Raw genomic sequence first — 25,300 nt, 5'->3', positions numbered from 1 at the left:
CTATCCGCTTATATTTATTGATTCATGTTTAAGATTAGCAGCTTATGCAAATTCTACAGGGTAAAAAAATCGTTTTAGGCTTATCAGGCGGTATTGCTGCCTACAAAGCCCCTGAACTTGTGCGCCGATTAAAAGAACAAGGCGCGGATATCAGAGTTGTTGTAACCCAAAGCGCTAAAGAGTTTGTTAGTACCTTAAGCTTACAAGCAGTATCAACTAATCCCGTTGCCGATAGCTTGTTAGACCCCGCAGCAGAATTAGCCATGGGTCATATTGAATTAGCCAAGTGGGCTGATTTAATTTTAATTGCACCAGCAACCGCCAATAGTATTGCAAAACTCAGTCATGGCCTTGCTGATGATTTATTAACCACAATTTGTTTAGCAACCAGCTCACCGATTGCTATTGCACCGGCAATGAATCAACAAATGTGGCACAACTTGGCAAGCCAGGCCAATATTAAAACCTTAGCCTCACGTAATTTTCTTATTTGGGGGCCGGGCTCAGGTGAACAAGCTTGTGGCGATGTAGGCTTAGGTCGCATGTTGGATATTCCTGAGTTGGTTGATCACGTTTGTGACTTTTTTCAGCCACAAACTAAACAAACGCTAACAGGTCAACACTGGGTGATCACTGCAGGGCCAACCCGAGAAGCTATTGATCCGGTACGTTATATTTCAAACCATAGCTCAGGGAAAATGGGTTATGCCATTGCCGAAGCAGCAGCAAAAGCCGGTGCTCAAGTCACGATAATATCTGGGCCAGTAAACCTTCAAGCGCCGACAAATTGCCAACTCATTAAGGTAAACAGTGCCTTAGAAATGCATCAGCAAGCATTAACTTTAGCCCCTCAAGCTAATGTATTTATTGCTTGTGCCGCCGTTGCTGATTACCGTGTGGCAAGCATTGCTGAGCATAAGTTGAAAAAAACAGACGAGCAGGATGAGCTTAATCTGACCTTAGTAAAAAACCCAGATATAGTTGCTGATGTTGCCGCTTTAACAAACAAACCTTTTACGGTTGGTTTTGCCGCCGAAACTCAAGATGTAGAACATTATGCTTTAGGCAAATTAACACGCAAAAATCTCGACATGATTGCCGCGAATAATGTTGCTCTTGCTGGTCAAGGTTTTAATTCTGATGACAATGCCTTAACCTTATTTACTAAGCATGATAAAGCCGTATTAGCCTTAGCAGCAAAAACGGAGTTAGCAAAACAACTAGTCGCTTTTATTGAGCAACACAATAGGTAACCTCAGCGTAAGTTATTGACACCCAAAACGCTGACTTATCCTTAACCTTAATCTCTAAATAACACCTGCTTATTAACATTGCCCGTTAGTAAGCAGCCACATACTGCTTACCACTTAGTATATCGAATAATTTATTTAAAAGTTGTAGATAAACAGTTGAAGGTTCAATGAAAAAAACGGTAGAATCAAACCATAATTAAAAATAATTTTGTGAGTGTTTTGATGCCAGTTAATCAAAAACCAAATCGTAAACAACAAATCCTCGAATGCCTTGCTTTAATGCTTCAATCTAGCCCTGGACAACGTATCACTACGGCAAAACTTGCGGCTGAAGTTGGCGTTTCTGAAGCGGCACTTTATCGCCATTTTCCGTCAAAAGCACGAATGTTTGAAGGATTGATTGAGTTTATTGAAGAGTCTATTTTTTCGCGGATCAACTTAATTTTAGCCGACCACAAAGAAACCTTGGTGCGCTGTCATCATATTCTGCATGTTTTGTTAGTGTTTGCAGAACGTAATCCTGGCATGTGCCGTATTTTATCGGGTGATGCCCTAATGGGTGAAAATGAACGCTTAAGAACACGGGTAAATCAGTTTTTTGAAAAACTTGAATCACAATTTAAACAGGTATTACGCGAACGTAAGCTACGTGAAGGTAAAGCGTTTAATGTCAGCGAGCAAGCGCTTGCGAATATGTTAGTGTCATTTGCCGAAGGAAAAATATCACAATATGTTCGTTCTGGTTTTGCCAGAAAGCCCAGTGATGACTTTAACGAGCAGTGGTTATTTTTAATGGCTGATAAATAACTATACCCATTCATATAGCGCTGAACACAAATAATGTTTAGCGCTTAACTTGATTATCATAAAATTTATTGAGGTTTTAATTCATCGTCGCGCTAAATTCACTGATATAACTCGCTCCCTTAATTTTAGCGATCAAACGCATTGTTAACTGCTCTTGCTTGTTAGTATTAAAAGCAACATCGGTTTGCCAATAAAATGCATTATTCTCTGGTGTTAGTTGGTACGCCGTCACCTGCTCATTAACTTCAAATAATACCGCATCAGTTAGGGCATAATTAGCATTAACTATCGTCCTACTTCCCGCTTGATAAATATTTATTTGTAATTCGTTAGAGGTTAACAAACAAGCTTGAGATAGCTGACATTGCCCTTGTAACGTTAAGGCGAATACTTGGTTTTCATTGGCCTGTTGTTCAACAACATAGTCGGCAAGAATATAGCCTGCGATAAGTAAAAATGGGGCGATATAAATCGCCAGTTTTTTATGTTTATTCAATGTCTGCTCTCAAATAAAATAAAGCCTCCAACTTGGAGGCTTATCAGTGTATTCAGGTGAATACTGCTTAAAGTTAATGGTTATGAGCTGCACCAGCGCCTTTAGGCACTCTGAAGTTATCAACTAATGCTTGAATTTCAAGTGGTGCTGGCCCAGTAAACCGACAAACAATGAATGCCACCGCAAAGTTAACAATCGCACCAACCGCACCAAAGGCATTAGGCGAAATCCCAAAAAACCAGTTTTCTTCCATATTACCTAAAAAGCTAGTACCTGGAATAAACATAATGCCTTTATGTTGAAAAACGTACAGCATAGTCACGCCAATGCCACAAATCATACCGGCAATTGCCGCCGAGCCACTCATTTTTTTAGCAAAAATTCCCATCATTAAGGCAGGAAAAATACTGGATGCCGCTAAACCAAACGCCAAAGCGACTGTACCCGCGGCAAAACCAGGCGGATTTAAACCGAGATAACCTGACACTAAAATGGCTAATGTCATCACTATTCGGCCAGCTAACAGTTCGTTTTTCTCAGACAAGTCAGGTGTTAACACCCCTTTCATTAAATCATGAGAAACTGACGACGATATAGCTAACAATAAACCCGCCGCGGTTGATAACGCCGCCGCTAAACCACCCGCCGCCACCAAAGCAATAACCCAATTAGGTAAGTTGGCAATGGCCGGATTAGCTAAAACCATAATGTCGCGATCAACCTTAACCATTTCATTTTTTTGCTCATCCGCTGAATATTGAATTTTACCATCGCCATTTTTATCTTCATGCTGTAATAAACCGGTATTTTCCCAGTCTTTAAACCATTGTGGTCGGTCATCATATTCAAGGTATTGGCCCGCAACCGGTTCAATAGTATTCATTAGGTTAAGTCGTGCCATTGCGCCAACAGCAGGTGCTACGGTATATAACAAAGCAATAAAAACTAACGCATAACCGGCTGAAGCACGAGCGGCTTTAACACTAGGTACGGTAAAAAATCGCATGATCACATGTGGTAATCCCGCCGTACCTATCATCAACGATAAGGTATAAGCGAACATATTTAAGCTACCGCCCATGTTATCTGTGGTGTATTCTTTAAAACCTAAATCGGTTACTACCATGTCTAATTTATCCAACAAATAAACACCGCTGCCATCTGCTAAAGTACTGCCTAAGCCTAATTGTGGAATTGGATTACCGGTAAGTTGTAAAGAAATAAAAACAGCAGGAATGGTATAAGCAAAGATAAGTACGCAGTATTGAGCAATTTGTGTGTAAGTAATGCCTTTCATACCACCAAGTACGGCATACACCCAAACAACTCCCATCCCAATGCCTAATCCTAAACCATAATCAACTTCTAAAAAGCGAGAGAAGGCAACACCTACTCCTTTCATTTGACCAATGATATAAGTTAAGGAGGCAATAATGAGGCAGATCACCGCAACTACGCGTGCAACTTTAGAGTAATAACGATCAGCAATAAATTCAGGAACGGTAAACTTACCATGTTTACGCATATAAGGAGCGAGTAACATGGCTAATAAAACATAACCGCCAGTCCAGCCCATTAAAAATACTGAGCCACCATAACCTAAAAAGGCAATTAACCCCGCCATTGAAATAAAAGAAGCGGCGCTCATCCAATCAGCACCAATTGCCATACCATTTTGCAATGGGGTAATACCACCGCCAGCAACATAAAAGTCGCTAGTTGAAGCCGCTCGAGCCCACCAAGCAATTGCAAAATATAAAGCAAATGAACCAAAAACTGCGATATAGGTATAAAGTCTTAGTTCTTCCATTATTCTTCCTCAACCTGATGCTTTTTATCAAGCTGATTCATTTTATGGGAGTACCAAAAAATTAGACCAACAAAAGTATAGATAGAGCCTTGTTGAGCAAACCAAAAACCCAGTTTATAACCACCTAATCGAATTTCATTTAATGGCTCAACCAGTAAAATCCCAAAACCAAATGAAACAACAAACCAGATAACTAAACAGATAAAAATCAATCGCAGATTTTCTTGCCAATAAGACCGAGAGGTGATTTCCATATTGTGCTCCTAAAGCGTATTATTATAATTATAAGTACAAATATTAGCGCGAGGTTGGTGAGTATTCAAAGAGTTATCGCTAACCCTGATTGTTTTTCCCTTAATTTACATTAAGATAATGCTTGATTAACCCTGCCAAAACTTGTTCTATTTAAAAAAGCAGCTAATAATCGTTATACAAACATAAGGTAACTTAATCAATTATGAAAAGTTTGAATCAAGGATCTGAAATTACTTTTTCGGAACACGAGCAACTCGTTTCTACTACCGACACTTTTGGCACTATTACCTATGCTAATGAAAACTTTTGCCGTATCGCCGGTTATAGTCAAGAAGAATTAGTTGGCCAACCACACAACTTGGTTCGTCATAACGACATGCCCAAAGCCGCTTTTGCTGATTTATGGCAAAAACTCAAACGTGGTGATTCATGGCGCGGCTTAGTTAAAAATCGCTGTAAAAATGGTGATTTTTATTGGGTAGATGCTTATGTTACGCCATTATATGAAAATGACGAGATTATTGGTTATCAATCGGTTCGCTGTAAACCAACACGCCAACAAGTACAAGCCGCTGAACGTTTATATCAAGAACTAAATCAAGGTAAATTACCGAAAGAATTTCAACTAAACAGCCAAATAAAACAACTTTCAATACTGCTTTTCAGTGCGCTATCAGCACTTGCTGCTGCTTATTTAATTAGCCCGCTAGCCGCTTTATTTCCGGTGCTTGTCTGTGGCTTATTTTACATCCTTTTTTACGATGAATTACTCAAGTTACCAAAAGAAATTCGTCGGATCCAAAGCCAATTCGACAGCCCATCTCGTTTGGTTTTTGCCGGTAAAGGTGTCAGCGCTTTGTTAAATTATCCCTATTTAATGATGCAGGCAAAAGTACGAACCATTTTAGGAAGGAGCCATGATTCAGGTAGCGAATTAATGCTACTGGCCGAACAATTAAAAGAAACGTCGAATCAATCGCTCGAAGGATTATTCGAAGAAAATTCACAGTTACAACAATTAGCAACAGCCATTACTGAAATGACCACAACAGTTGAAGATGTTAGCCGCAGCACAACCGGTGCTCATGATAAAGTGGTTAATATTCAATCGGAATGCAATCAAGCGATTGAGGTGATCAACAATAGTCAGATGAAAATCAGCAATTTGTCATGCGAGGTTGAAAAAGCGGCTAACTCCGCAACGGAACTGGTCAAAGATGCCGATAATATTGCAGCGATCATGTCGGAAATAGAAGGTATTGCTGATCAAACCAATTTATTAGCCTTAAATGCCGCAATCGAAGCCGCTCGTGCCGGAGAACAAGGCCGAGGCTTTGCTGTTGTAGCTGATGAAGTACGAACACTCGCAGGGCGAACACAACAAGCAACCGAGCAAATTAGAGGTTCTGTTCTTGAATTACAAGCAACTCTAAAAAAATGGAGCGATGTTATGCTAACCAGTAGAGATGACGCTGAATCGTGTAATAAAGATGCTTCTGAAGCTAAAGTGAGCATGGATAACATCATAGAAATGATGAATGATATGTCTGACCTCACGGCACAAATTGCTACCGCAACAGAAGAACAAAGTGTGGTCGCTAATGAAATCACACAAAATGTTCACAACATTGATGATATTTCAGGCCAAAATACACGTATTGCCGAGCAAGTTAATTTAAGTGGTATTAAAGTCAATGAAAAATCTCATGCCCTTGAGTCACTGAGTTCAACCTTTAGATAATATAAGTTAGCAAAAATTAAAACCTCGACATACGATTACTTAAACGTCAAAATATACGTTAGTCGTATGCCAAGGTTTGCGCTACTTGCTGGAAAAACCACGCATTATTTTCTATCTTAAAGTTAAACAGCTAATCAAGGGTATATTACTTGAACCTTATAGATTCTTTAGTGCCTAGATTACTCGTTGCTATTTTTTTAATAGCGTTTTCTTCGCAATTATTCGCCAGCCCCAATTTAGACCTCAAGAATCAGTCATCGCTCTTTATTGAAGACAATAATATATGGCGAAAAGTTGCAGAAGCCCAGGTAAATTTTGATCACCCACAACAGGTTTGGCAAAATGCCGCCAATACCTCGCCAGCCATTGTTGGGCAAGCGGGACTGTATCTGGCAAAATTGACCATAAAAAATAGTGATGAAAAAACATGGTTTCTCGTACCAAATGCTAATTTTGTCGATATCGGGCAAGCTTATTGGCAAGGGGAAAATGAAGCGCTAATTAAATTAAAAAATTTTTCACAATTAACCACAACACAAACTCCTCATCTACTTCATTTTCAAGCACTACCGTTACCACTAAAAGCAAACGAAAATGGAACATTATGGCTATATATTTCAGCGAAACACTTCCCTACACCTGTGTCTTTAGCTATTTACGATGAAGCTAATTTTTATCACTACCAAGGCATAAATAATTCGGTCTCTTTCGTAGCAATTAGTATTATGTTATTGCTCAGTTTATTGACCTTTTTAATTTACACCCGTACGAGGGAACGTATCGCCATTACATGTGCCGGTTATGTCGGCCTTCATGGTTTAGGTTGGGCAGCTGCCGCCGGTTTAATCGAAGATTTCTCGACGTTTTCTACTTTCAACTTTAGTTATAGTGGCATGTATATTTTTCCTTTTGCTATCGCTTGTGCTAGCCAATTCGTTGCTGATTTATTTGAATGCAAAACGAAGTTCATCCGGCTACATAAAGTATTAACCACAGTCTCCTTGGCCTGTATATTCCTTGGTACTGTGATGTTGTTTTTACCATTTGAATTAACCTTCTACCTTTCCCATGCCTTAGCACTTGTTTGGATAAATTTAACCTTGTTTGTTGGTTTTTACATGCTCAAAGAAAAAGACTTCAGGGCAAAATACTTTCTGACAGGTAATCTTCTCTATAGTGCTTCGTTAATTTATTATATAGCGTCACATAGTAAACAATTTGGCCCACTGGATTATCCCGAGTTATTGGTGATTTTAGCGCTATCTGTTGATTGTATCTGTATTGTTCTTTCGCTATCTGAGTGGTTTAAGTTAAAACAAAATGAATATAATCAGCATTTTTATCTGTCACGTATTGACCCATTAACAAAACTTGGCAATCGTTATGCACTTGATGACACTTTGACCGCTCTAACCTCCCCTTATATTGTCATCTACATTGACTTTGATGGTTTAAAAACCATCAATGATAAATTTGGACATGACGAAGGGGACAAGTTAATTAAATATGGTGCCAAGCTTATTGCCAAAGCCATAGCGCCATTAGGGCATGTTTTTCGTGTGGGTGGTGATGAATTTATTTGTATTGTTTCGGTAAAACAAGCAGACAATATCAATAAATTACAACAAACCTATCGTGAATATATGCTTAATGTTAACGAACAGCTGAAAAAATCATGGCAAGGTGCAGGGCTAAGTTTTGGGATTGCGAGTAATAACGAGGGAAAGACCCCTTCGGAATGTCTGTCGATAGCCGATCAAAAAATGTATCAACATAAAAAAGCCAAAATCAGTTTGCTTTAACAAAAGCTATTACCGTTAAATTAAATCTTTCAAGTAATACCATTCCGTATAAAAGTGAGTTACGAGAACATCTCATCAAAAAACGCCAGCAAGATTTGCATTCTTTAACAATTCCCTTAAACGCTGTAGGCCTTTACCGCGATTGACTAACTTCCAAGCAATAACTAACTCATCTGGTGGCTTAATTTTTTCAGTTTCCAGCGCAATTAATACTCCTTGTTGAACATAACTTTGCACGCGTTTTTTGGGCAAAAAACCACAGCCTAAGCCGCTGATAATCGCTTTAATTTTATGCTCTAACGTGGCGACATAGAGGTGCTGACTATTTTCAATTAGACCAATGGATTTAGGAATGGCGGTTTTTGCACTGTCGTGGACAACAACAGTGACAAAGTTAGCAATATCGTCATTACTTAATGGTGTTTGACAACTCATTAAAGGATGCGTTTTATTAACATAAAATGCCATTTCATTTGATGCCATCGGTTGTGATGCAATGCCCTTTTGTGGAGGAACCGGTGCTGACGCACCAATAATTAAGTCAACTTGATCATCAATCAACACCTCCCATGTGCCGTTTAATACTTCTTCACTAATATCAATTTCAATATTTGGGTGCTCAATTAAAAATTGATTAATAATTGGAAAAACATCCATACCATCAATGATCGAATCAATGGCTATACGAATTTTGGGCTCCCAACCATTGGCGATAATTTGGGTTTGTTCTGATAATTTGTTGATAGCTAGCAGAATATTTCGTCCTTCAACTAATAAATGCTTTCCTGCCGGCGTTAACACCGAGCGACGCCCTTGTCGCTGGAACAAAGTGACATCGAGCTGCTCTTCTAATTTTTGCATAATATATGAAAGTGCTGACGGTACCTTATTCAGTTTTTCAGCGGCTGCAGCATAGCTTCCTCGTTCATCAATAGCATCTAATACCATTAAAGCTTCTACAGTTATGGGAGAGTTCATTTAACACCAAATACGTTAACTAACAGTGAGAAACATATTGTTCAATTTTTTTGAACAAATCAAACAATAATCACCAGTTATTAAAGAAATATCGTTGAGCTACCATAACTTTACTTTCAACAAAGCAGCTATTTATAGGACTTAAGATGAACAAATTAACAATTAACTCAGTATTTCAGTCAACACAAAGTTACGCGACGTTACCGTTACGTGTAATTGCCGGCATAATTTTTAGCGCACATGGCGCACAAAAACTATTTGCTTGGTTTGGTGGCTACGGTTTAGATGGTACCGGCCAATGGATGGAGTCGATAGGCTTAGCGCCCGGATTTTTGATGGCCTTATTAGCGGGCAGTGCTGAATTTATCGGCGGCTTATTATTAATCATAGGCTTGTTAACTCGCCCTGCTAGCCTAGTATTAGCGATAACCATGTTAGTGGCTATTTTTAGTGTTCATTTTGCTAACGGCTTGTTTATGAGTAATAACGGTTATGAATTTGCGTTAGCTTTATTTGCCATTAGTGTCGCATTAATGATTCAAGGTGGTGGTAAGTTAAGTATCGACAATATCATCAGTAATAAAATTAAGTGATAGCCTGACAATGCCAACTGCCAATATTATTTAAGGAACGCTACCATGATGAAACATATTCCATATCAACAATTAGGTAAAGCCGATCACGGTTGGTTAAAAGCCAACCATCACTTTAGTTTTGCTAATTATTACAACCCAGAAAGGATGTCGTTTGGTACCTTACGTGTTATCAATGATGACTGGATTCAAGCAGGCACAGGCTTTGCTCCGCATCCTCATAATAATATGGAAATTATTACTTATGTGCGTTCAGGAGAGATCACGCATGAAGATAATACCGGTAACAAAGGCATCACTAAAAGTGGTGAGGTACAAGTAATGAGTGCTGGCAGCGGTATTGTTCATTCTGAGCATAACCGTGGCAAAGCGCCTATTACGCTTTATCAAATTTGGATAGAAACCAATAAACTGAATGTGGCGCCACGTTGGGAAGCAAAAACTTTTCCAACCGAGTTCTCAACGCAACTACCATTATTAGTTTCTGGTTACTCTGAAGACAAAGGTAACAGCTTGTTTATCTATCAAAATGCGAGAATTTTTGGTGGCAAAATCAAACAAGGTAGTGTTTTTAATCAGTCGATCACACATCAAGCTTATGTGCTGGCATCTTTTGGTTCATTTGAAATAAGAGAAAATGAAAAAAATATTACCATGCAACAAGGTGATGGTGCAGAAATAACCGAAAGTAAAGTTGTTACAATTCACGCATTAACTGACTGTGAAATTTTAGTGATTGATGCACCATAAACTAAACAGTTGTGCTTTACGCCTACTTAGCTGCAAACAATTTAGTTAATAAAAAAGGCTTGCCGTTAATCCTGAAAATTAACTAACCCGAACACAGGATAAGAAATTAGCTAACAATATGAAGCGCATATGTTTTTCATATTTCATTTATTCTAGCTCGATGTTTTTTCTTAGAACAAGGTAAATTTGAGCGTCAATAGCGAGCCTCGGCTTTGGTTCAAACGTCGCTCTACCTTCCCCATCCATGGGGGCGTATTGCAATTAAATTTAACGCCGTAATAAGGAAAAACAGCAGCTAGAAAGCAAGTTGTTATCCTGAGTTAGGGTTAATTAGCAAGCCTTTAAGTTTTTTTAAACTAAATAGCTTAGTTAGCGCTGGCCATTAACAATATCTTTTTAATATCTTCAGGCGTTGCATTTTTATTTCCTTGATTATTCGCCCCGGTGATCCACCAATACACCATACCAGCATCAGAGCAATCAAACTTATTCGCTTGGAAAGGCACAACACCATCTTGCTCAGCATAAGCCATCATTTGCCAGATATAAGCAATACCTGAGTCTTTATGGTTTTTGGCCCAATCCCATTGATGAATAGGAGTTTGTAAACCTACGTTTTGGTCGCCAATTTGATGCTCAATGACACCAAAATTAAGAATTTGCTGCCAGCTGAAGAAATCACCACTATTATCATTGGCTGGATGATGTGAGACCACATGAACATGCTTACGTGCTGCAGGGTTAGCTCTTTGTAGTGCATAGCCAATTAAATCAGGTTCACCGGCTTCAATTATCCAGAGTGGGTCAGTTGCTGTTGAAGCATTAATAGCATCACGAAGATCAAGCGTTGCCGCTTCTTGATGCGTACGACAATTATAATAAGCACGTAAATTATTAAACGGGCCAAAAAGTTCAGTGCCTTTACCACTTAATTCATGTAGAAACTTCTGACGACGCAGTTCATTGGTTGCATCTATTCTTTGAATTCCTTTATTACGAAAGGGGTCTAAATCACAAGAATGTGAAAGATGCACCAAACGATCGTTAAGCTCGGCTTGTTTAAGCAAAGCCAACATTACTGGCGTTGCACCAATATCATCAGGATCAGGTGAGTTACCATCAATAACAATCGCTAGACGCCCTTGTGGTGGTTTGATTGTATCTAACGCTTGGCTTGTTGATGAACTGGCATTATCGGTTACATTTATCGCACAACTTAGTGTAATAAACGACATTAACAAAGGAATTAATATATGTTTCATAGGTATTATTGCTTATTGTAAAAGAATGTTTAATGAATAATTTAAAGTTTGTAGCCTATTAAAAGCACAAATAAACTTTATTAATCAATATAATTCAAATTAACTCAAATTGAAATAAAGTCATAGTATTATCCAAAGCTTTGATTCACCGCTTGTTAAGAATACGACGTAAATAGCTACCAAGATGATCTAACCGAGTAATCAATCCGTAGTCATAAATATCTTTATATAAACGGGCAAATAAAATGCGCATTTTCTTCATAAGCTTTTTACTTTTGTTAACTACCGGTTGCAGTAGTACTTATCTGAATCAACAAGTTACCGGAAAAAGCTTTCCAACAGTAAGCGGTGAAAATCTCGAACAAGAGCAGGTGCAAATACCCTCAGATTTCACCGGCGACTTTACCTTACTATTAATTGGCTACAAACAAAATTCACAATTTGATATTGACCGCTGGCTGATAGGTTTAGATATGACAAATACGCAAGTTGATGTTTATGAAATCCCCACTATTCAAGGCTTATTTCCTAGAATGTTTAGCACCACGATTAATAATGGTATGAGAAACGGTATACCTAAATCACTTTGGCAAGGTGTGGTTACTGTGTATAACGACGGCGATGAAGTTCAAGCATTCACAGGTAATGAAAATCCAAATAATGCCAGAGTAGTACTATTAGATAAAAATGGCGTTATTTTATACTTTTATGATGAGGGTTTTTCTGTGGCTGCGCTTAATGAGGTCAGGAAATTTTTAGCTCCTTAATCAACTATTGACAAATAAAGAGCCAAAATAGCCGATGACGTTGGTTTTGGCTTATTTTCAGCGCCAACATTAAGCATCAATTTAGTTCAGTTCTTTTAATTAATAATGCTATTGAAGCACCTATCTACTTTCTAGACACCCTACTGCCATAGACGCAATGCTTGTTTTTTATCGACAAGAAAAAGCTTAACAAGTACGCAAATTTATCCCATTTTATCGATTCACTCATTTAGGCCGTGTTAACTTTTTTTTATGTTAATCGATTACCCTGCCAACAAAACATGAGTAAAATTCATAATTAAATGAAAATAAATCAATTTTATTCATAACACTACCGAGTATAAAATACCACCAGCTCTTAATAAGAGACCCTAAACCTTTAATATTTTATCTCAGACAATTGGATACCAGCGCACCATGAATAACCATTTTACCTTTAGCATTAAAAGCACTTGTCTCGATGAAGATTATCAACCATCAGACAACACTCGGATCACCACTAACTTTGCTAATTTGGCGAGAGGAAACTATCGCCAGAAAAACTTACGCAACGCGCTAAATATGATCAACAACAGCTTTAATGCTTTAGCGCATTGGGATAACCCCCAAGGAGATCGTTATTCAGTAAAGCTAGAAATTGTTTCCGTTGATATTGATATTTCAGGCAGCGGTCAAACTTTTCCATCAATTGAAGTATTAAAAACAAATATTATTGATCATAAAACCAACAAGCAGATTGAAGGTATCGTTGGTAATAACTTTTCTTCATATGTACGAGATTATGACTTTAGTGTTTTACTGCAAGCCTACAACAAAGGACAAAGCAAATTTAGCATTCCTGATAATTTTGGCGAATTACATGGCAAGCTTTTTAAATGTTTTATTAATTCAGAGGCTTATCAGCAAAATTTCAAAAAAACACCGGTTATTTGTCTTAGTGTTTCAGATAATAAAACCTATCATCGTACTGAAAATCAACATCCGGTATTGGGCGTTGAGTACCAGCCGAATGAAGCTTCGTTAACTGAGCAATATTTCCAAAAAATGGGTCTGCAGGTGCGTTATTTTATGCCCCCGAATAGCGTTGCGCCTTTAGCCTTTTATTTCTTTGGCGATTTATTAAATGATTACACAAGCCTTGAGCTAATAAGCACCATTAGCACAATGGGGACCTTTCAAAAAATTTATCGACCAGAGATCTATAACGCCAACGCTGCTGCAGGAAAATCCTATCAGCCAAATTTAAAGAACCCAGATCATTCATTAACACAAATTGTGTATGACCGAGAAGAACGCAGCCGATTGGGTAATGAGCAAGGTAAATTTGCTGAAGAACACTTCATCAAACCATACCAAACGGTGCTTGAACAATGGTCAGCCAATTACGGTAGCCATTACGCTTAGCCGCTAGCTTTGTTAGCCATGCTAAACGAGTAGAAAAACAAACCGCATTATTTATTATGAAAAGCTTATTATGACAACATTAATAAACAACACCTTTACTAACAAAACATTATTACCTACTTCAACGGCAGGCAGCTTGCCCAAACCGGCATGGCTGGCAGAGCCTGAAACACTTTGGTCTCCTTGGAAATTACAAGGTAAAGAATTAATTCAAGGCAAACACGACGCCTTACGCTTATCGTTGCAAGATCAACAACAAGCCGGCATTGATATTGTCAGTGACGGCGAGCAAACTCGCCAACATTTTGTAACTACCTTTATTGAACATCTTAACGGCGTTGATTTTAACCAACGTAAAACCGTTAAAATTCGTGATCGTTATGATGCCAGTGTGCCTACGGTTATTGGTCCGGTTAGTCGACAAAAGCCTGTCTTTGTTGAAGATGCTAAGTTCTTACGCCAACAAACTGAGCAGCCGATAAAGTGGGCCCTGCCAGGACCTATGACCATGATAGATACACTTTACGATGACCATTACAAAAGTCGTGAAAAGCTAGCGTGGGAGTTCGCCAAAATTCTTAATCAAGAAGCCAAAGAATTAGAAGCTGCTGGTGTTGATATTATTCAATTTGATGAGCCAGCGTTTAATGTTTTTTTTGATGATGTTAATGCTTGGGGCATTGCTTGTTTAGAAAGAGCAATTGAAGGGTTAACATGCGAAACCGCTGTACATATTTGTTATGGTTATGGCATTAAAGCCAATACCGATTGGAAAAAAACGTTAGGCTCAGAATGGCGACAATATGAAGAAGCTTTTCCTAAATTGCAAAAATCGAGTATCGATATTATCTCATTAGAGTGTCACAATTCTCATGTACCAATCGAACTACTTGAGCTTATTCGCGGTAAAAAGGTCATGGTCGGAGCTATAGATGTTGCTAGCGATATTATTGAAACACCGGAAGAAGTTGCAAACACCTTACGCAAAGCACTTAATTATGTAGATGCCGACAAGCTTTATCCTTGCACTAACTGTGGTATGGCGCCATTATCTCAGCAAGTAGCACGAGGTAAGTTAAAGGCGTTAAGTGCCGGTGCCGAAATTATCCGAAAAGAGCTTTCAGCTTAAGCCATCTTCATTGTTGGTATTTTAGAGCACGAATAAGTATAAAACTCGGGATAAGTAAATAACCCTAGCTGCTGACGGCTTAAAAATAAGTCTTATCAAGCTAGGGTTAAAAACATCAAGTCGATAATAAGATTTTGTCGATGTAAAAATAGAAGTAGTAAACAATGAATCTTATTGAATTTATCACAACGAACATCTCCACCCTTTTGACATTAGTTGCTACAGGCATTTTTGCTGGTATTTTAGCCGGCTTATTAGGCGTCGGCGGCGGTATTGTGATAGTGCCAGTGTTATTTTTTTTATTTCAAAGCTTTGGCGTATCACCAGAATCGGCAATGCTAGTGGCAACAGCAACATCGCTTGCGACCATAATACCAACCTCACTTAGTTCTATTCGCGCTCACCACCAAAAAGGCAATGTTGATTTTAGCCTGCTAAAGCGCTGGGCTGTCTTTATTTTAATAGGTGTTTTAGCGGGAAGCTGGCTAGTAACCCGTGTAAATGGCAGTCTGCTAACAATGTTATTTGGCGTGATCGCAAGCTTATCGGCGTTAAATATGCTGTGCCGCACCGGAAAATCCGCTTTATTTCAACAATTGCCAGGTAACGCAGGACAAACCGTGATGGGTACAAGCATTGGCTTTTTCAGTGCTATGGTTGGTATTGGTGGTGGTACTATCTCGGTTCCTCTATTAACGCTATATAACTATCCTGCCCATAAGGCTGTTGGCACTGCCGCCGCTATCGGGCTAATTATTTCACTGCCTGGCGCGCTTACTATGTTAATTCTCGGGAATACGCCAACTGATGCCCCTGCTGGTACATTTGGCTTAGTTAACTTAATTGGCTTTATTTGTATTGTGCCGCTGACCGTATTATTTGCCCCTGTCGGCGCAGCATTAGCCGCTAAATTAGACGCGCTAAAACTGAAAAAAATCTTTGCTTTGGTGTTACTTTTAACTGGCTTACGGATGCTGGCACAAACCTTTTTATAAACATTAAGGTACAAGTTATTAGCGTTATAAATTTGTCGGGAAAGTTAACAATCGAGACGCTTATTGTTAATAAGCGTCTAAAAATTCGGTGTTACACCTTATTCTTACTGTCTTTTTGATAGCGTGATTATCGAAGTGTAATAGCCTTACATCTGCATCAAAATAGATCTTTGCTCTTGTTTTGGCATATTATTTACCACTAATAAAAACGAATTATCAATCATGCGTTCAATCTCTCCTTGAGGAATAGTGCCATCTAAAATAATGGTATTCCAGTGACGCTTGTTCATGTGGTAACCGGGAATAATTGACTGAAAAATATCTCGTAACATAATTGCTTCTTCAGGGTCGCACTTAAGGTTTAACCAGTATTCTAACTCTCCTTCTTGTTCTCCTTTCCCTATTTTGCCAATCGCCAAGGTCGCGAACATTTTATTATTTACCTTATAAACATGCACTTCGTCGCCAAACGGGTGCTGTAAAACGGCTTCGGGCTTATCAATAATATATTGATGAACTTGTTGATGATCCATATGCAAGTATTCTCCTAATGTCACTGATCCTAAGATAATGATAAATTGTTAATGACAATTATGCTAACAATGGCACAATGTGGTTAATTTTCAAATAAAAAAGGAATATAAATGAAAAGGTTAGTTTCCCTATTCATTTTTTGTTTTACCGCCCAATTACAAGCAGTTGAAAACGCAGAAGCGTTATTTAAGCAACTGGCGCCTTCGTTGTATCAAATAAAATTAATTGATATTGCCAGCGGTGAAAAGTCATCTATTGGCTCTGGTTTTCAAATTACCGAAGATGGCTTAGTTGCCACCAATTATCATGTTATTTCAGGTTATGCCCGCCACCCTGAAAAATATAAAATGCAGTATCTTGATCAGCAAGGCAATAGTGGCGAGCTATTATTAAAAAGTGTTGATGTAATTAATGATCTCGCTTTGGTCAAGCGCGCCGTTTCAGCTCCTATGCCTTATTTTAAAATTTCGCATGATACGCCAATTAAAGGTGAAGAATTATATTCACTGGGCAATCCACATGATTTAGGCATGATTGTTGTACCTGGTACTTATAATGGCTTAAAAGCCGAATCTTTCAATGATCGCATTCACTTTACCGGCTCAGTAAATTCAGGAATGAGTGGTGGCCCTGTGGTCAACAAAGCTTCTGAAGTTGTTGGTATTAATGTGGCAACCTCAGGTAATCAAATTGGCTTTTTAGTGCCGCACGACAAGCTAAAAATATTATTTAAGCAATTTCAAAGTGCGCCACCAAACAATATAAAACAGCAAATGGCTGAACAATTATCAGCTTATCAACAAAAATTAACTGAGCAAGTACTTGCTGCCGATTGGCAATTAAAACGGTTAGGTCAAGGTAATGCGATAATTCCAACCATCGACCTGCCTTATATTCGTTGTTGGGGTAATTCTAATGCCGATAAAAAAGACGACTTATATTTTACTGTGATTGCCAACTGTACTCTGGATGAAAATACCTATATCGAAGGCAACTTTTTTACCGGTAGCTTAGAAATGGAGTATCGTTACTTACAAGCAAAAGAGCTAAGTGATACTAAATTTTATCACTTATACAAACAACGTATTCGCCAAGTAGGACCGAATAATCAAGCTGGTAAAGATCATGTCGGCGAATTTCAATGTCATCACGATATAGTCACGCCAAATAATCATGCGATCAGCAATAAAACCATATTTTGTACTCGCGCTTATAAAGACTTTCCTAAATTATTTGATGTTATTTATTTAGCCGCAAGTGTTGATAAACACGACAAAGCTTTGATTAGCCACTTTACCATGTCAGGTGTTGAACAAAAAAATGCTCTGCTATTTACTAAGAAATTTATGGAGGCAGTGTCATGGGAACAGTAAATGAAACCATTATTATTGAAGAGATCAGTCGCAACCAAAAATTTATTAGTCGGCAAAAATATAATCAAGCTAATATTTCTGTCGGCCGCAGTTATGACAATGACGTAATTATTTCTGATCCTCATGTTTGTCCTGAACACCTCAACATCACCTTTGATGGTGAATTTTGGCGAGTTCATGACTTAGACACCATAAATGGTAGTTTTTTAGGAGAAAAGAAAAAATCGGCGGATCATCATATCGTTCACTCCGGTGATGTCATCAGTATTGGTAAAAGCCAAATCCGCATTGTTTTTCCAAACCATCCGGTTGCTGAAAGTGTGGTATTTAGTCCTTTCGAAAACTTAATTAACCTCGCTCGCAAACCTGTTGTATTGATTGCGGCAATGGCATTATTTACCTGTTTAGCGGCGCATTTATTTTATTTAACTAAGCCGATTGAAGTCAGTTACACACAATTTTTTGTCCCTGCTATTGGCATGACTCTCGGTTTTGCTATGTGGCCTTGTGGGGTCGCGTTAGTGTCACATTTAACAAAAAATGACTCCCGTATTTGGCATCAGCTAGGTATCAGTTTTATTTTCTTTAATCTATTTTGGTTAACTGATTTCATTGAAAACATCTTATTATTCAATTCATCAAGTAACTTCTTAGTAAGCTTAACCGTAATGGCGTTACCAATATTAATTGCCTTTGGTTTATTCTGGTTAAATGCCTATATTGGTTTTCATATGACAAACAAGCGCCGTAACTTTACCGCATTAGGTTTAGTGGTATTATTTTTTGGTGGTTCCAGCTTAGTACAAATGAGCAATCAACCTGAATTTAGACCATACCCAAGTTACGACAACACAATTATGCCACCAAACTTTCTACTCACCTCTGGTAGTAGTGTTGATACTTTTATCAATGAAGCTGAGACCTTGTTTGCAAGTGCAAGCAAAACAGCCAATGAAGATGATTAAACTCAACCCCTATCATTTTCATTAAAATTGCCAAAAAAAACGCCGCTTAACTTAGCGGCGTTTTTTATTAACCAAAAGCGATATTAAGGTTTAGCAATAAAACCGACAGCATCATAAACCTTAGATAATACTTGCTGACCTCGTTCAGAAGCTTTATCCGCACCTGAACGCATCACGCTATCTAAGAATGCTTGATCATTACGATAAGCTTTAAACTTAGCTTGAATTGGCTCTAACAAAGCAACCACAGCATCGGCAACATCACCTTTTAAATGACCATACATTTTATCTTCATATTGTGGCACTAATGAAGCCACGGTAGTGCCAGTACAACATGACAATAAAGATAATAAATTAGAAACTCCTGGCTTTTCTTCAACATCAAAATAAATTCGTGCTTGCTCGTCTGAGTCAGTTACTGCACGTTTAATTTTTTTAGCCACTTTTTTCGGATCTTCTAACAAACCAATGAAGTTATTAGTATTGTCATCTGATTTAGACATTTTCTTTAACGGATCTTGTAAACTCATCACCCGTGCGCCAAATTCAGGAATAAACGGCTCTGGTACGGTAAAAATATCACCATACAAATTATTAAAACGCGTTGCGATGTCACGCGCTAATTCCAAATGTTGCTTTTGATCATCACCCACAGGTACTTGGTCTGCTTTATATAATAAAATATCCGCGGCCATTAATACCGGATAAGTAAATAAACCCGAGTTCATATTAGCTTCAGATTTTTGTGATTTGTCTTTATATTGGGTCATGCGATTTAGCTCACCCATTTGAGTGTAACAATTTAGCACCCAACTTAATTGGCTATGCTCGGGCACTTGCGACTGAACAAAAATGGCACTTTTTTCAGGATCGATACCACACGCCATATACAAAGCTAAGCCGTCTAAAACAGAGTTTCTTAATGCTTGTGCCTCAGGACGAACGGTGATCGCATGTTGATTAGCCAACATATAAAAACAGTCGTGACTATCTTGCATTTTAGACCACTGTTGCACAGCTCCTAAATAGTTACCAATAGTTAATTCGCCTGAAGGTTGGCAACCACTTAATACAATAGGTTTAGTCATGATTTTCCTTTACTTCTTTATTTGTTAACAGTTGCTAATTGAGCACGCATGTTATCAATAGCAACTTTATAATCAGGTTGGTTGAAAATAGCTGAGCCAGCAACAAACATATCTGCACCCGCGCTCGCTATTTCCGCAATATTGTCAGCATTCACGCCACCATCAACTTCAAGTCGAATATCAAAGCCACTGGCATCAATACGTTGACGAATTTGACGAAGTTTATCTAAAGTCATTGGAATAAAAGATTGCCCGCCAAAACCAGGGTTAACCGACATCAACATAATTGAGTCTAATTTATCCATAACAAAATCTAACACATTTAACGGCGTTGCCGGATTTAACACTAAGCCCGCTTTACAGCCATGTTGCTTAATTAACTGTAAGGTACGATCAACATGTTCACTCGCTTCTGGGTGAAAGGTAATAATATCAGCCCCTGCTTTGGCGAAGGCTGGCACTAATGCATCAACTGGTTTAATCATTAAATGCACGTCAATTGGTGCGGTAATGCCATAATCTCGTAACGCTTGGCAAAACATTGGGCCAAAAGTTAAGTTAGGAACATAGTGGTTATCCATTACGTCAAAATGCACAACATCAGCACCGGCAGCAATAACCTTGGCGACATCAGCACCTAAATTAGCAAAATCAGCTGAAAGAATTGACGGTGCTATTAAATAGTTCGACATAGTTAAAATTCCACAAATAATTAATGCCGCTACTTTACCTAATACCGCTTAATTATTGAAGTTAAAATAAATTATTTGTCGCATCCAATTGCACCAGATGAAACGTTGCAGCACCAATATTGTGCAAATGAATTTTTTACACTAAAAAACTAAAAATGCACCACGATAGAGCTCCGAAAATAAACGTCTGATTTTAAAAGGTTATTTTAATAAAAATTTAATTTTTCTTTAATAGGCACTTAACTTGCTATAACTAACTTAGATATTGAATATCAAAGCCAATAATAATGGTTACATTTAAACTGAAAACATGGGAATTACTATGAAAAAATTAGCTTTACCTCTTACGATTATCTCTTTAGCAACAAGTGCTGCTTTCGTTTCAACTTCGGCTTCTGCAGAAGTTTCTGCTAACGTAGCAGCAACAAGCAACTACTTGTGGCGTGGTCTTGAGCAAACAGGTGGTGCTGCCGCTATTTCTGGTGGTATTGATTACTCAAGCGAGTCTGGCTTTTATGCGGGTACTTGGGCATCAAACGCTTCATGGGGCGACATGAAAACTGAATTAGATTTATACTTTGGTTTTGGTGGCGATATCAGTGAAGATGTTTCTTATGATGTGGGTTATATCTATTATGCATACCCAGATTCAGTTGCTGACGAAAATGACTTCTCAGAAATTTATGCAAGCCTTTCAACAGCTGGTTTCACGTTTGGTGTAGCTGTATTAGCTGATTCAGAAGCTGGTGGCGATGGCGGTGAATTTGGTGATTCTGTTTATGCTAACATCGATTACGGTTTTGCCTTAGAAAGTGGCGCTGAAGTTGGTTTACACATTGGTGATTACAGCGGTGATTTCTCAACTGAATCTTTTGACATCGGCGCTTCAGTAAGCAAAGATGGCTTCACTTTAGGTGTTTCTAAAACAGATTTTAAAGACGGTGCTGACAGCAACGACATGAAATTCTATGTTTCTTACGCTGTAGATATCGCTTTATAATTTAAATTTTTAAATTAATTTCTAAAAGCCTGAAGACTTAAAATCTTCAGGCTTTTTTGTGTCATTTAACTCCCAGCATTAGTATTGCTAACCTTAGTAGATCAATGCATGCTAGTGTTAACTAGTATAGAGGAGTTAGTATGAATTTCATTGCAACACTAAAAAGTGTCGCTGCCGCCTTTTTTGGGGTGCAAAGTGACAAAAATAGAAATCGAGATTTTAGTCAAGGTAAAGCCAGCCATTTTATTATTGCCGGTATTATTGGTGTGATTGTTTTTATTGCTTTATTAATTTTCGCTGTCAGCTTAGTTTTACCCAGCTCATAAAAAACGAATTTCCCTTAATAAAGTGCTAACAACTCACCAACTTTTTTTCGTGTAGCGCCTTGCTGGCTAATGGTACGAGAAACTTTCAGTGATTTTATCTGCTCGGCATGTTGATAAATTTTACGTGTCCAAATGGTATCGTGATTACTAATTAATACCGAAACATCTTTATTAACCGTGCTTTCTTCCGCAGCATTCGCTAAATCAGCTTGTTCATCCAAACCAAAACCGTTACCTGAATAACTGGTAAAACTCGCGGTTTTACTTAAAGGTACATAAGGTGGATCACAATAAACCACATCACCTGGTTTTACCCGTTCAAAAATCTCACGATAGCCCAAACACGTAAACTCCGCTAACTGTGCTTTATCAGCAAAGGCATTGAGTTCTTGCTCAGGAAAATACGGTTTTTTGTATTTACCAAACGGCACATTAAAACCGCCGGATTTATTATAACGACACAAACCGTTGTAACCATGACGATTCAGGTATAAAAAGAGCAATGAACGATGATAAGGATCGGTTGAAGCATTAAACTCAGTTCTTAGCTGGTAATATCTATCAGCCTGATTATAAGCCGGCGAAAAATAGTTAACTGCATCTTTAATGAATTGATCTGGGCTTAATTTCAGTAAATTATAGAGATTAATTAAGTCTTTATTGATGTCATTTAATAAATAACGCTTATAGTTACTATTAAGAAAAACAGAACCTGCACCAACAAAAGGTTCAACAAGTACGTCACCTTCGGGTAGCATCTTGGCAATAACATCGCTCAAGGCATATTTACCGCCTGCCCACTTTAAAAATGCGCGTTGTTTTTTTGTCATCTTTCTTAAATGCCTACAACTTAATTCAAGGCAGGATTGTAGCCAATATTAATCAAGATTGGGAGCTTTGATAGTGTTTGATTTCACTTTTTATTGCATCTAGGCTTTTAATCCAAATTTTTAGCGCTTGTAACGATTCAGGTAATGCGGCTTTGGCTTGTTCAACTTCTAATCGCGTGGCATAAGGAACTGAGGTTAATACTTCAAATTCAACACCATCAATTAGCCTAAAATAGCTAGCATATTCTAAATTTGAGTATTGTTTTAAAAAGTCATTTTTAACTTTTTGTTCACTAAAAGCAGCAAACTGAATAACAAAGCCATTTGCCATGGTTTGATAAATATTTACTACGTCTTTAGCTTCATGCTGATCAATTAATGATACTTCATCCACTAACTTACTTGGCATTTTATTAGCTGAAGTGATTGTCTGTGTTGGTTGTATCGACTCTGCCAACGTTAATGCCGTTAACACATCGTTATTATCCGCTAACTGTATTTCAGGCGTCTCGCTTAACGATAATGCATTAAGAATATCGCTATGTGTTGCCGGCGCACTAGCAGCATCGGTTGTTTTTAGTTTATTAGCGACAACAAAAACAGGTGCTGATGGCTGATTTGTAGCCTGCGTTTTCGCTTTCAGCTTAGTCTCATTAATACTTTCAACGACAACAACGCCAGCTAAAGCCAAAAATAAAATAGTTACTAAGCTAATAATTAACCATTTTGCTTTTTTTAATGAATTAAACCATTGTCGCTTTTGCTTAAATAACGGTGACTTCAGTGGTACTAGTTGGCCACTTTCTGCTGCAATTATCGATAATTTATTTTTGAATAAGATACTGTTTTCTGAAAGTTTATGTCCTAGAACATAATTACCGCTGACCAACACATTAATAGTTAATTGAGCACGTTTAGCTATTTCCGCTAACTGTGTTAATTCATGTAATATTTGAATCGATAGATTCTGACCATGCTCTATAGCAATAGAAATTTTTTGCGGATTAGCTTTCACTAAATTGACTAAGCTAACCGCTAACGATTGCTCAGGATCAAATAACACATTAGTAAATAATTGTTCAACTAACCGACTACGAATTTGAATATCATGTAATTGACTAGAAACAGCAATAAAGGCCGCATTATGATCAGCGTTTAAATTAGCTAGAAAATGGCTAGTGACTGGAGAATATTGTGCTGATTGCTCAGCGGCAACCACAACAAGTTGATTTGAAAAGCGAAAGATATAATCAATACGCGCATTCGCACTAATATTCGTATTCGAATAAGTGCCTGAATTTATATTCGCAACTTGCGCGTTTTGATTTTCAGCGACTGAATGATATGCAAGTGCTGACATAGCCTCACCTTCTGCAAAATAAAGTTACAGAATTTGTTGAAGCATGTCCTCACTAATATCATCTCTAATTTCAGAGCTGCCTATAGCCGTTGGTACAATAAAGCGTAATTTACCCGCTAAATTTTTCTTATCACGACGCATATGTTTAATAAACTGCTCAAAGCCCATGTTTTCTGGCGCTGTTAACGGTAAGTTAAAGGTAGAAAGTAAGGCTTCAATGCGACGAAGATCTGACACTTCAATCAAATTCATTGATACTGCTAACTTAGCAGCAAGGACCATGCCAGTAGCAACAGCTTCACCGTGAAGCCATATGCCGTAGCCTTGTTCAGCTTCAATAGCGTGACCAAAGGTATGACCTAAATTTAATAATGCCCGAACACCTGATTCTTTCTCATCAGCGCCAACAATATCGGCCTTGCACTGACAACAACGACGGATCATTTCGATTAAAGTGGCTTGCTCACCAGCTTTTATTTGAACGGTATTATTTTCTAACCAAGTAAAAAATTCGCCATCGCCTAAAATGCCGTATTTGATCACTTCCGACATACCGGCACTAAATTCTCGTGCGGGTAACGTTGTTAATGAATCGATATCAATAAGTACCGCTTTCGGTTGGTAAAAAGCACCTATCATGTTTTTACCAAGAGGATGGTTAACAGCCGTTTTACCACCTACAGATGAATCTACTTGTGATAATAAGGTTGTTGGAATTTGAATAAAATCAATTCCACGTTGATAACATGCTGCAGCAAAGCCGGCAATATCACCAATCACGCCACCACCTAATGCAATCAAGGTCGTGTCTCGACCATGCGCATTCGCTAATAAGTGAGACATGATTACATCAAAATTAGCTAAGCTTTTTTGTGTTTCACCATCAGGTAAAATAACTTCATCAACATCGTAGTCACTAAGCTGCTGCTTAATTTTATCGGCATATAAAGGATGCACAATATCATTAGTAACAATACAAACTCTTTTGCCCGAAATATGTTGAAGTAACGGACTATTATCGGTTAATAGCCCAGCTTCGATATAAATAGGGTAACTGCGATCGTCAAGATCAACATTTAATAATGCCATA

25 protein-coding genes are annotated in these 25,300 nt (G+C 38.1%); 14 read left to right on the top strand and 11 right to left on the bottom strand.

Going from position 1 to position 25,300, the window contains the following annotated elements:
- Positions 1-44: 44 nt before the first annotated feature.
- Complete coding sequence (gene coaBC, locus ACSLUO_RS14375) at positions 45-1,253, top strand: bifunctional phosphopantothenoylcysteine decarboxylase/phosphopantothenate--cysteine ligase CoaBC (protein WP_448249479.1); 1,209 nt, start codon at positions 45-47, stop codon at positions 1,251-1,253.
- Positions 1,254-1,475: 222 nt separating this feature from the next.
- Positions 1,476-2,060: a nucleoid occlusion factor SlmA gene (slmA, locus tag ACSLUO_RS14370; protein WP_448249477.1), complete on the top strand. Its 585-nt coding sequence runs from the start codon at positions 1,476-1,478 to the stop codon at positions 2,058-2,060.
- A gap of 76 nt (positions 2,061-2,136) precedes the next feature.
- Here slmA and ACSLUO_RS14365 read toward each other — a convergent pair whose 3' ends face one another.
- From ACSLUO_RS14365 to ACSLUO_RS14355, 3 genes are all read right to left on the bottom strand, one after another.
- Complete coding sequence (locus ACSLUO_RS14365; RefSeq protein WP_448249475.1) at positions 2,137-2,556, bottom strand: hypothetical protein; 420 nt, start codon at positions 2,554-2,556, stop codon at positions 2,137-2,139.
- A 73-nt stretch (positions 2,557-2,629) separates the two neighbouring features.
- A complete protein-coding gene (locus ACSLUO_RS14360) occupies positions 2,630-4,366 on the bottom strand; it encodes a sodium:solute symporter family protein (protein WP_448249474.1) in 1,737 nt (578 codons plus the stop codon).
- Positions 4,366-4,620, bottom strand: coding sequence for a DUF4212 domain-containing protein (locus ACSLUO_RS14355; protein WP_448249472.1), 255 nt, complete (start codon positions 4,618-4,620; stop codon positions 4,366-4,368). The genes ACSLUO_RS14360 and ACSLUO_RS14355 overlap by 1 nt, the downstream gene beginning before the upstream one ends.
- Positions 4,621-4,823: 203 nt before the next feature.
- On the opposite strand from ACSLUO_RS14355, the gene ACSLUO_RS14350 reads away from it, so the two are divergent.
- Positions 4,824-6,362: a methyl-accepting chemotaxis protein gene (locus ACSLUO_RS14350; RefSeq protein WP_448249470.1), complete on the top strand. Its 1,539-nt coding sequence runs from the start codon at positions 4,824-4,826 to the stop codon at positions 6,360-6,362.
- 149 nt (positions 6,363-6,511) lie between these two features.
- A complete protein-coding gene (locus ACSLUO_RS14345; RefSeq protein ID WP_448249468.1) occupies positions 6,512-8,164 on the top strand; it encodes a sensor domain-containing diguanylate cyclase in 1,653 nt (550 codons plus the stop codon).
- A 75-nt stretch (positions 8,165-8,239) separates the two neighbouring features.
- On the opposite strand, the gene ACSLUO_RS14340 is transcribed toward ACSLUO_RS14345, so the two are convergent.
- On the bottom strand, positions 8,240-9,142 hold the full coding sequence (locus ACSLUO_RS14340) for a LysR substrate-binding domain-containing protein (protein WP_448249466.1): 903 nt from the start codon (positions 9,140-9,142) through the stop codon (positions 8,240-8,242).
- Between the two features lie 146 nt (positions 9,143-9,288).
- Here ACSLUO_RS14340 and ACSLUO_RS14335 point away from each other — a divergent pair, with 146 nt between their 5' ends.
- Together ACSLUO_RS14335 and ACSLUO_RS14330 are read left to right on the top strand one after the other, a co-directional pair.
- Positions 9,289-9,735: a DoxX family protein gene (locus ACSLUO_RS14335; protein WP_448249465.1), complete on the top strand. Its 447-nt coding sequence runs from the start codon at positions 9,289-9,291 to the stop codon at positions 9,733-9,735.
- A 45-nt stretch (positions 9,736-9,780) separates the two neighbouring features.
- Positions 9,781-10,485 carry a pirin family protein gene (locus tag ACSLUO_RS14330; RefSeq protein ID WP_448249463.1) on the top strand — a complete coding sequence of 235 codons (705 nt, stop codon included), beginning with the start codon at positions 9,781-9,783 and terminating at the stop codon, positions 10,483-10,485.
- A gap of 365 nt (positions 10,486-10,850) precedes the next feature.
- Here ACSLUO_RS14330 and ACSLUO_RS14325 read toward each other — a convergent pair whose 3' ends face one another.
- Positions 10,851-11,747 carry a hypothetical protein gene (locus ACSLUO_RS14325; protein WP_448249461.1) on the bottom strand — a complete coding sequence of 299 codons (897 nt, stop codon included), beginning with the start codon at positions 11,745-11,747 and terminating at the stop codon, positions 10,851-10,853.
- A gap of 245 nt (positions 11,748-11,992) precedes the next feature.
- Between ACSLUO_RS14325 and ACSLUO_RS14320 the strand changes: the two genes are divergently transcribed.
- The 4 genes from ACSLUO_RS14320 to ACSLUO_RS14305 all read left to right on the top strand — a co-directional run bounded on the left by ACSLUO_RS14320 (position 11,993) and on the right by ACSLUO_RS14305 (position 16,042).
- Complete coding sequence (locus ACSLUO_RS14320) at positions 11,993-12,514, top strand: hypothetical protein (protein WP_448249459.1); 522 nt, start codon at positions 11,993-11,995, stop codon at positions 12,512-12,514.
- Positions 12,515-12,931: 417 nt separating this feature from the next.
- Positions 12,932-13,918 (top strand): DUF1852 domain-containing protein, encoded by a 987-nt coding sequence (locus tag ACSLUO_RS14315; RefSeq protein WP_448249457.1) that lies wholly within the window; start codon positions 12,932-12,934, stop codon positions 13,916-13,918.
- 70 nt (positions 13,919-13,988) lie between these two features.
- Positions 13,989-15,047 carry a methionine synthase gene (locus ACSLUO_RS14310; protein WP_448249455.1) on the top strand — a complete coding sequence of 353 codons (1,059 nt, stop codon included), beginning with the start codon at positions 13,989-13,991 and terminating at the stop codon, positions 15,045-15,047.
- A 164-nt stretch (positions 15,048-15,211) separates the two neighbouring features.
- A complete protein-coding gene (locus ACSLUO_RS14305) occupies positions 15,212-16,042 on the top strand; it encodes a sulfite exporter TauE/SafE family protein (RefSeq protein WP_448249453.1) in 831 nt (276 codons plus the stop codon).
- A 146-nt stretch (positions 16,043-16,188) separates the two neighbouring features.
- Here the strand turns inward: ACSLUO_RS14305 and ACSLUO_RS14300 are convergent, their stop codons facing one another.
- Positions 16,189-16,575 carry an MmcQ/YjbR family DNA-binding protein gene (locus ACSLUO_RS14300; RefSeq protein WP_448249451.1) on the bottom strand — a complete coding sequence of 129 codons (387 nt, stop codon included), beginning with the start codon at positions 16,573-16,575 and terminating at the stop codon, positions 16,189-16,191.
- 111 nt (positions 16,576-16,686) lie between these two features.
- Between ACSLUO_RS14300 and ACSLUO_RS14295 the strand changes: the two genes are divergently transcribed.
- Complete coding sequence (locus ACSLUO_RS14295) at positions 16,687-17,949, top strand: S1 family peptidase (protein ID WP_448249449.1); 1,263 nt, start codon at positions 16,687-16,689, stop codon at positions 17,947-17,949.
- Positions 17,937-18,914, top strand: coding sequence for an FHA domain-containing protein (locus tag ACSLUO_RS14290; protein WP_448249447.1), 978 nt, complete (start codon positions 17,937-17,939; stop codon positions 18,912-18,914). The genes ACSLUO_RS14295 and ACSLUO_RS14290 overlap by 13 nt, the downstream gene beginning before the upstream one ends.
- A gap of 83 nt (positions 18,915-18,997) precedes the next feature.
- Here the strand turns inward: ACSLUO_RS14290 and trpS are convergent, their stop codons facing one another.
- Positions 18,998-20,002: a tryptophan--tRNA ligase gene (trpS, locus tag ACSLUO_RS14285; protein ID WP_448249445.1), complete on the bottom strand. Its 1,005-nt coding sequence runs from the start codon at positions 20,000-20,002 to the stop codon at positions 18,998-19,000.
- A gap of 17 nt (positions 20,003-20,019) precedes the next feature.
- Positions 20,020-20,694, bottom strand: coding sequence for a ribulose-phosphate 3-epimerase (rpe, locus tag ACSLUO_RS14280; RefSeq protein WP_448249443.1), 675 nt, complete (start codon positions 20,692-20,694; stop codon positions 20,020-20,022).
- A 322-nt stretch (positions 20,695-21,016) separates the two neighbouring features.
- On the opposite strand from rpe, the gene ACSLUO_RS14275 reads away from it, so the two are divergent.
- Positions 21,017-21,694 carry a TorF family putative porin gene (locus ACSLUO_RS14275; protein ID WP_448249441.1) on the top strand — a complete coding sequence of 226 codons (678 nt, stop codon included), beginning with the start codon at positions 21,017-21,019 and terminating at the stop codon, positions 21,692-21,694.
- A gap of 140 nt (positions 21,695-21,834) precedes the next feature.
- On the top strand, positions 21,835-22,020 hold the full coding sequence (locus tag ACSLUO_RS14270; RefSeq protein ID WP_448249439.1) for a DUF2970 domain-containing protein: 186 nt from the start codon (positions 21,835-21,837) through the stop codon (positions 22,018-22,020).
- 14 nt (positions 22,021-22,034) lie between these two features.
- Here the strand turns inward: ACSLUO_RS14270 and ACSLUO_RS14265 are convergent, their stop codons facing one another.
- From ACSLUO_RS14265 to aroB, 3 genes are read right to left on the bottom strand one after another with little or no spacing between them, the layout of a single operon-like run.
- Entirely contained in the window at positions 22,035-22,850 is an 816-nt protein-coding gene (locus ACSLUO_RS14265; RefSeq protein WP_448249437.1) for a Dam family site-specific DNA-(adenine-N6)-methyltransferase, read from the bottom strand.
- Positions 22,851-22,902: 52 nt separating this feature from the next.
- On the bottom strand, positions 22,903-24,210 hold the full coding sequence (locus tag ACSLUO_RS14260; protein WP_448249435.1) for an SPOR domain-containing protein: 1,308 nt from the start codon (positions 24,208-24,210) through the stop codon (positions 22,903-22,905).
- Positions 24,211-24,234: 24 nt separating this feature from the next.
- On the bottom strand, positions 24,235-25,299 hold the full coding sequence (gene aroB / locus ACSLUO_RS14255; protein WP_448249434.1) for a 3-dehydroquinate synthase: 1,065 nt from the start codon (positions 25,297-25,299) through the stop codon (positions 24,235-24,237).
- Position 25,300: the final 1 nt, after the last annotated feature.

The sequence above is a fragment of the Thalassotalea agariperforans genome (assembly GCF_053470345.1).
This window is presented reverse-complemented; position numbering and strand designations above follow the sequence as displayed.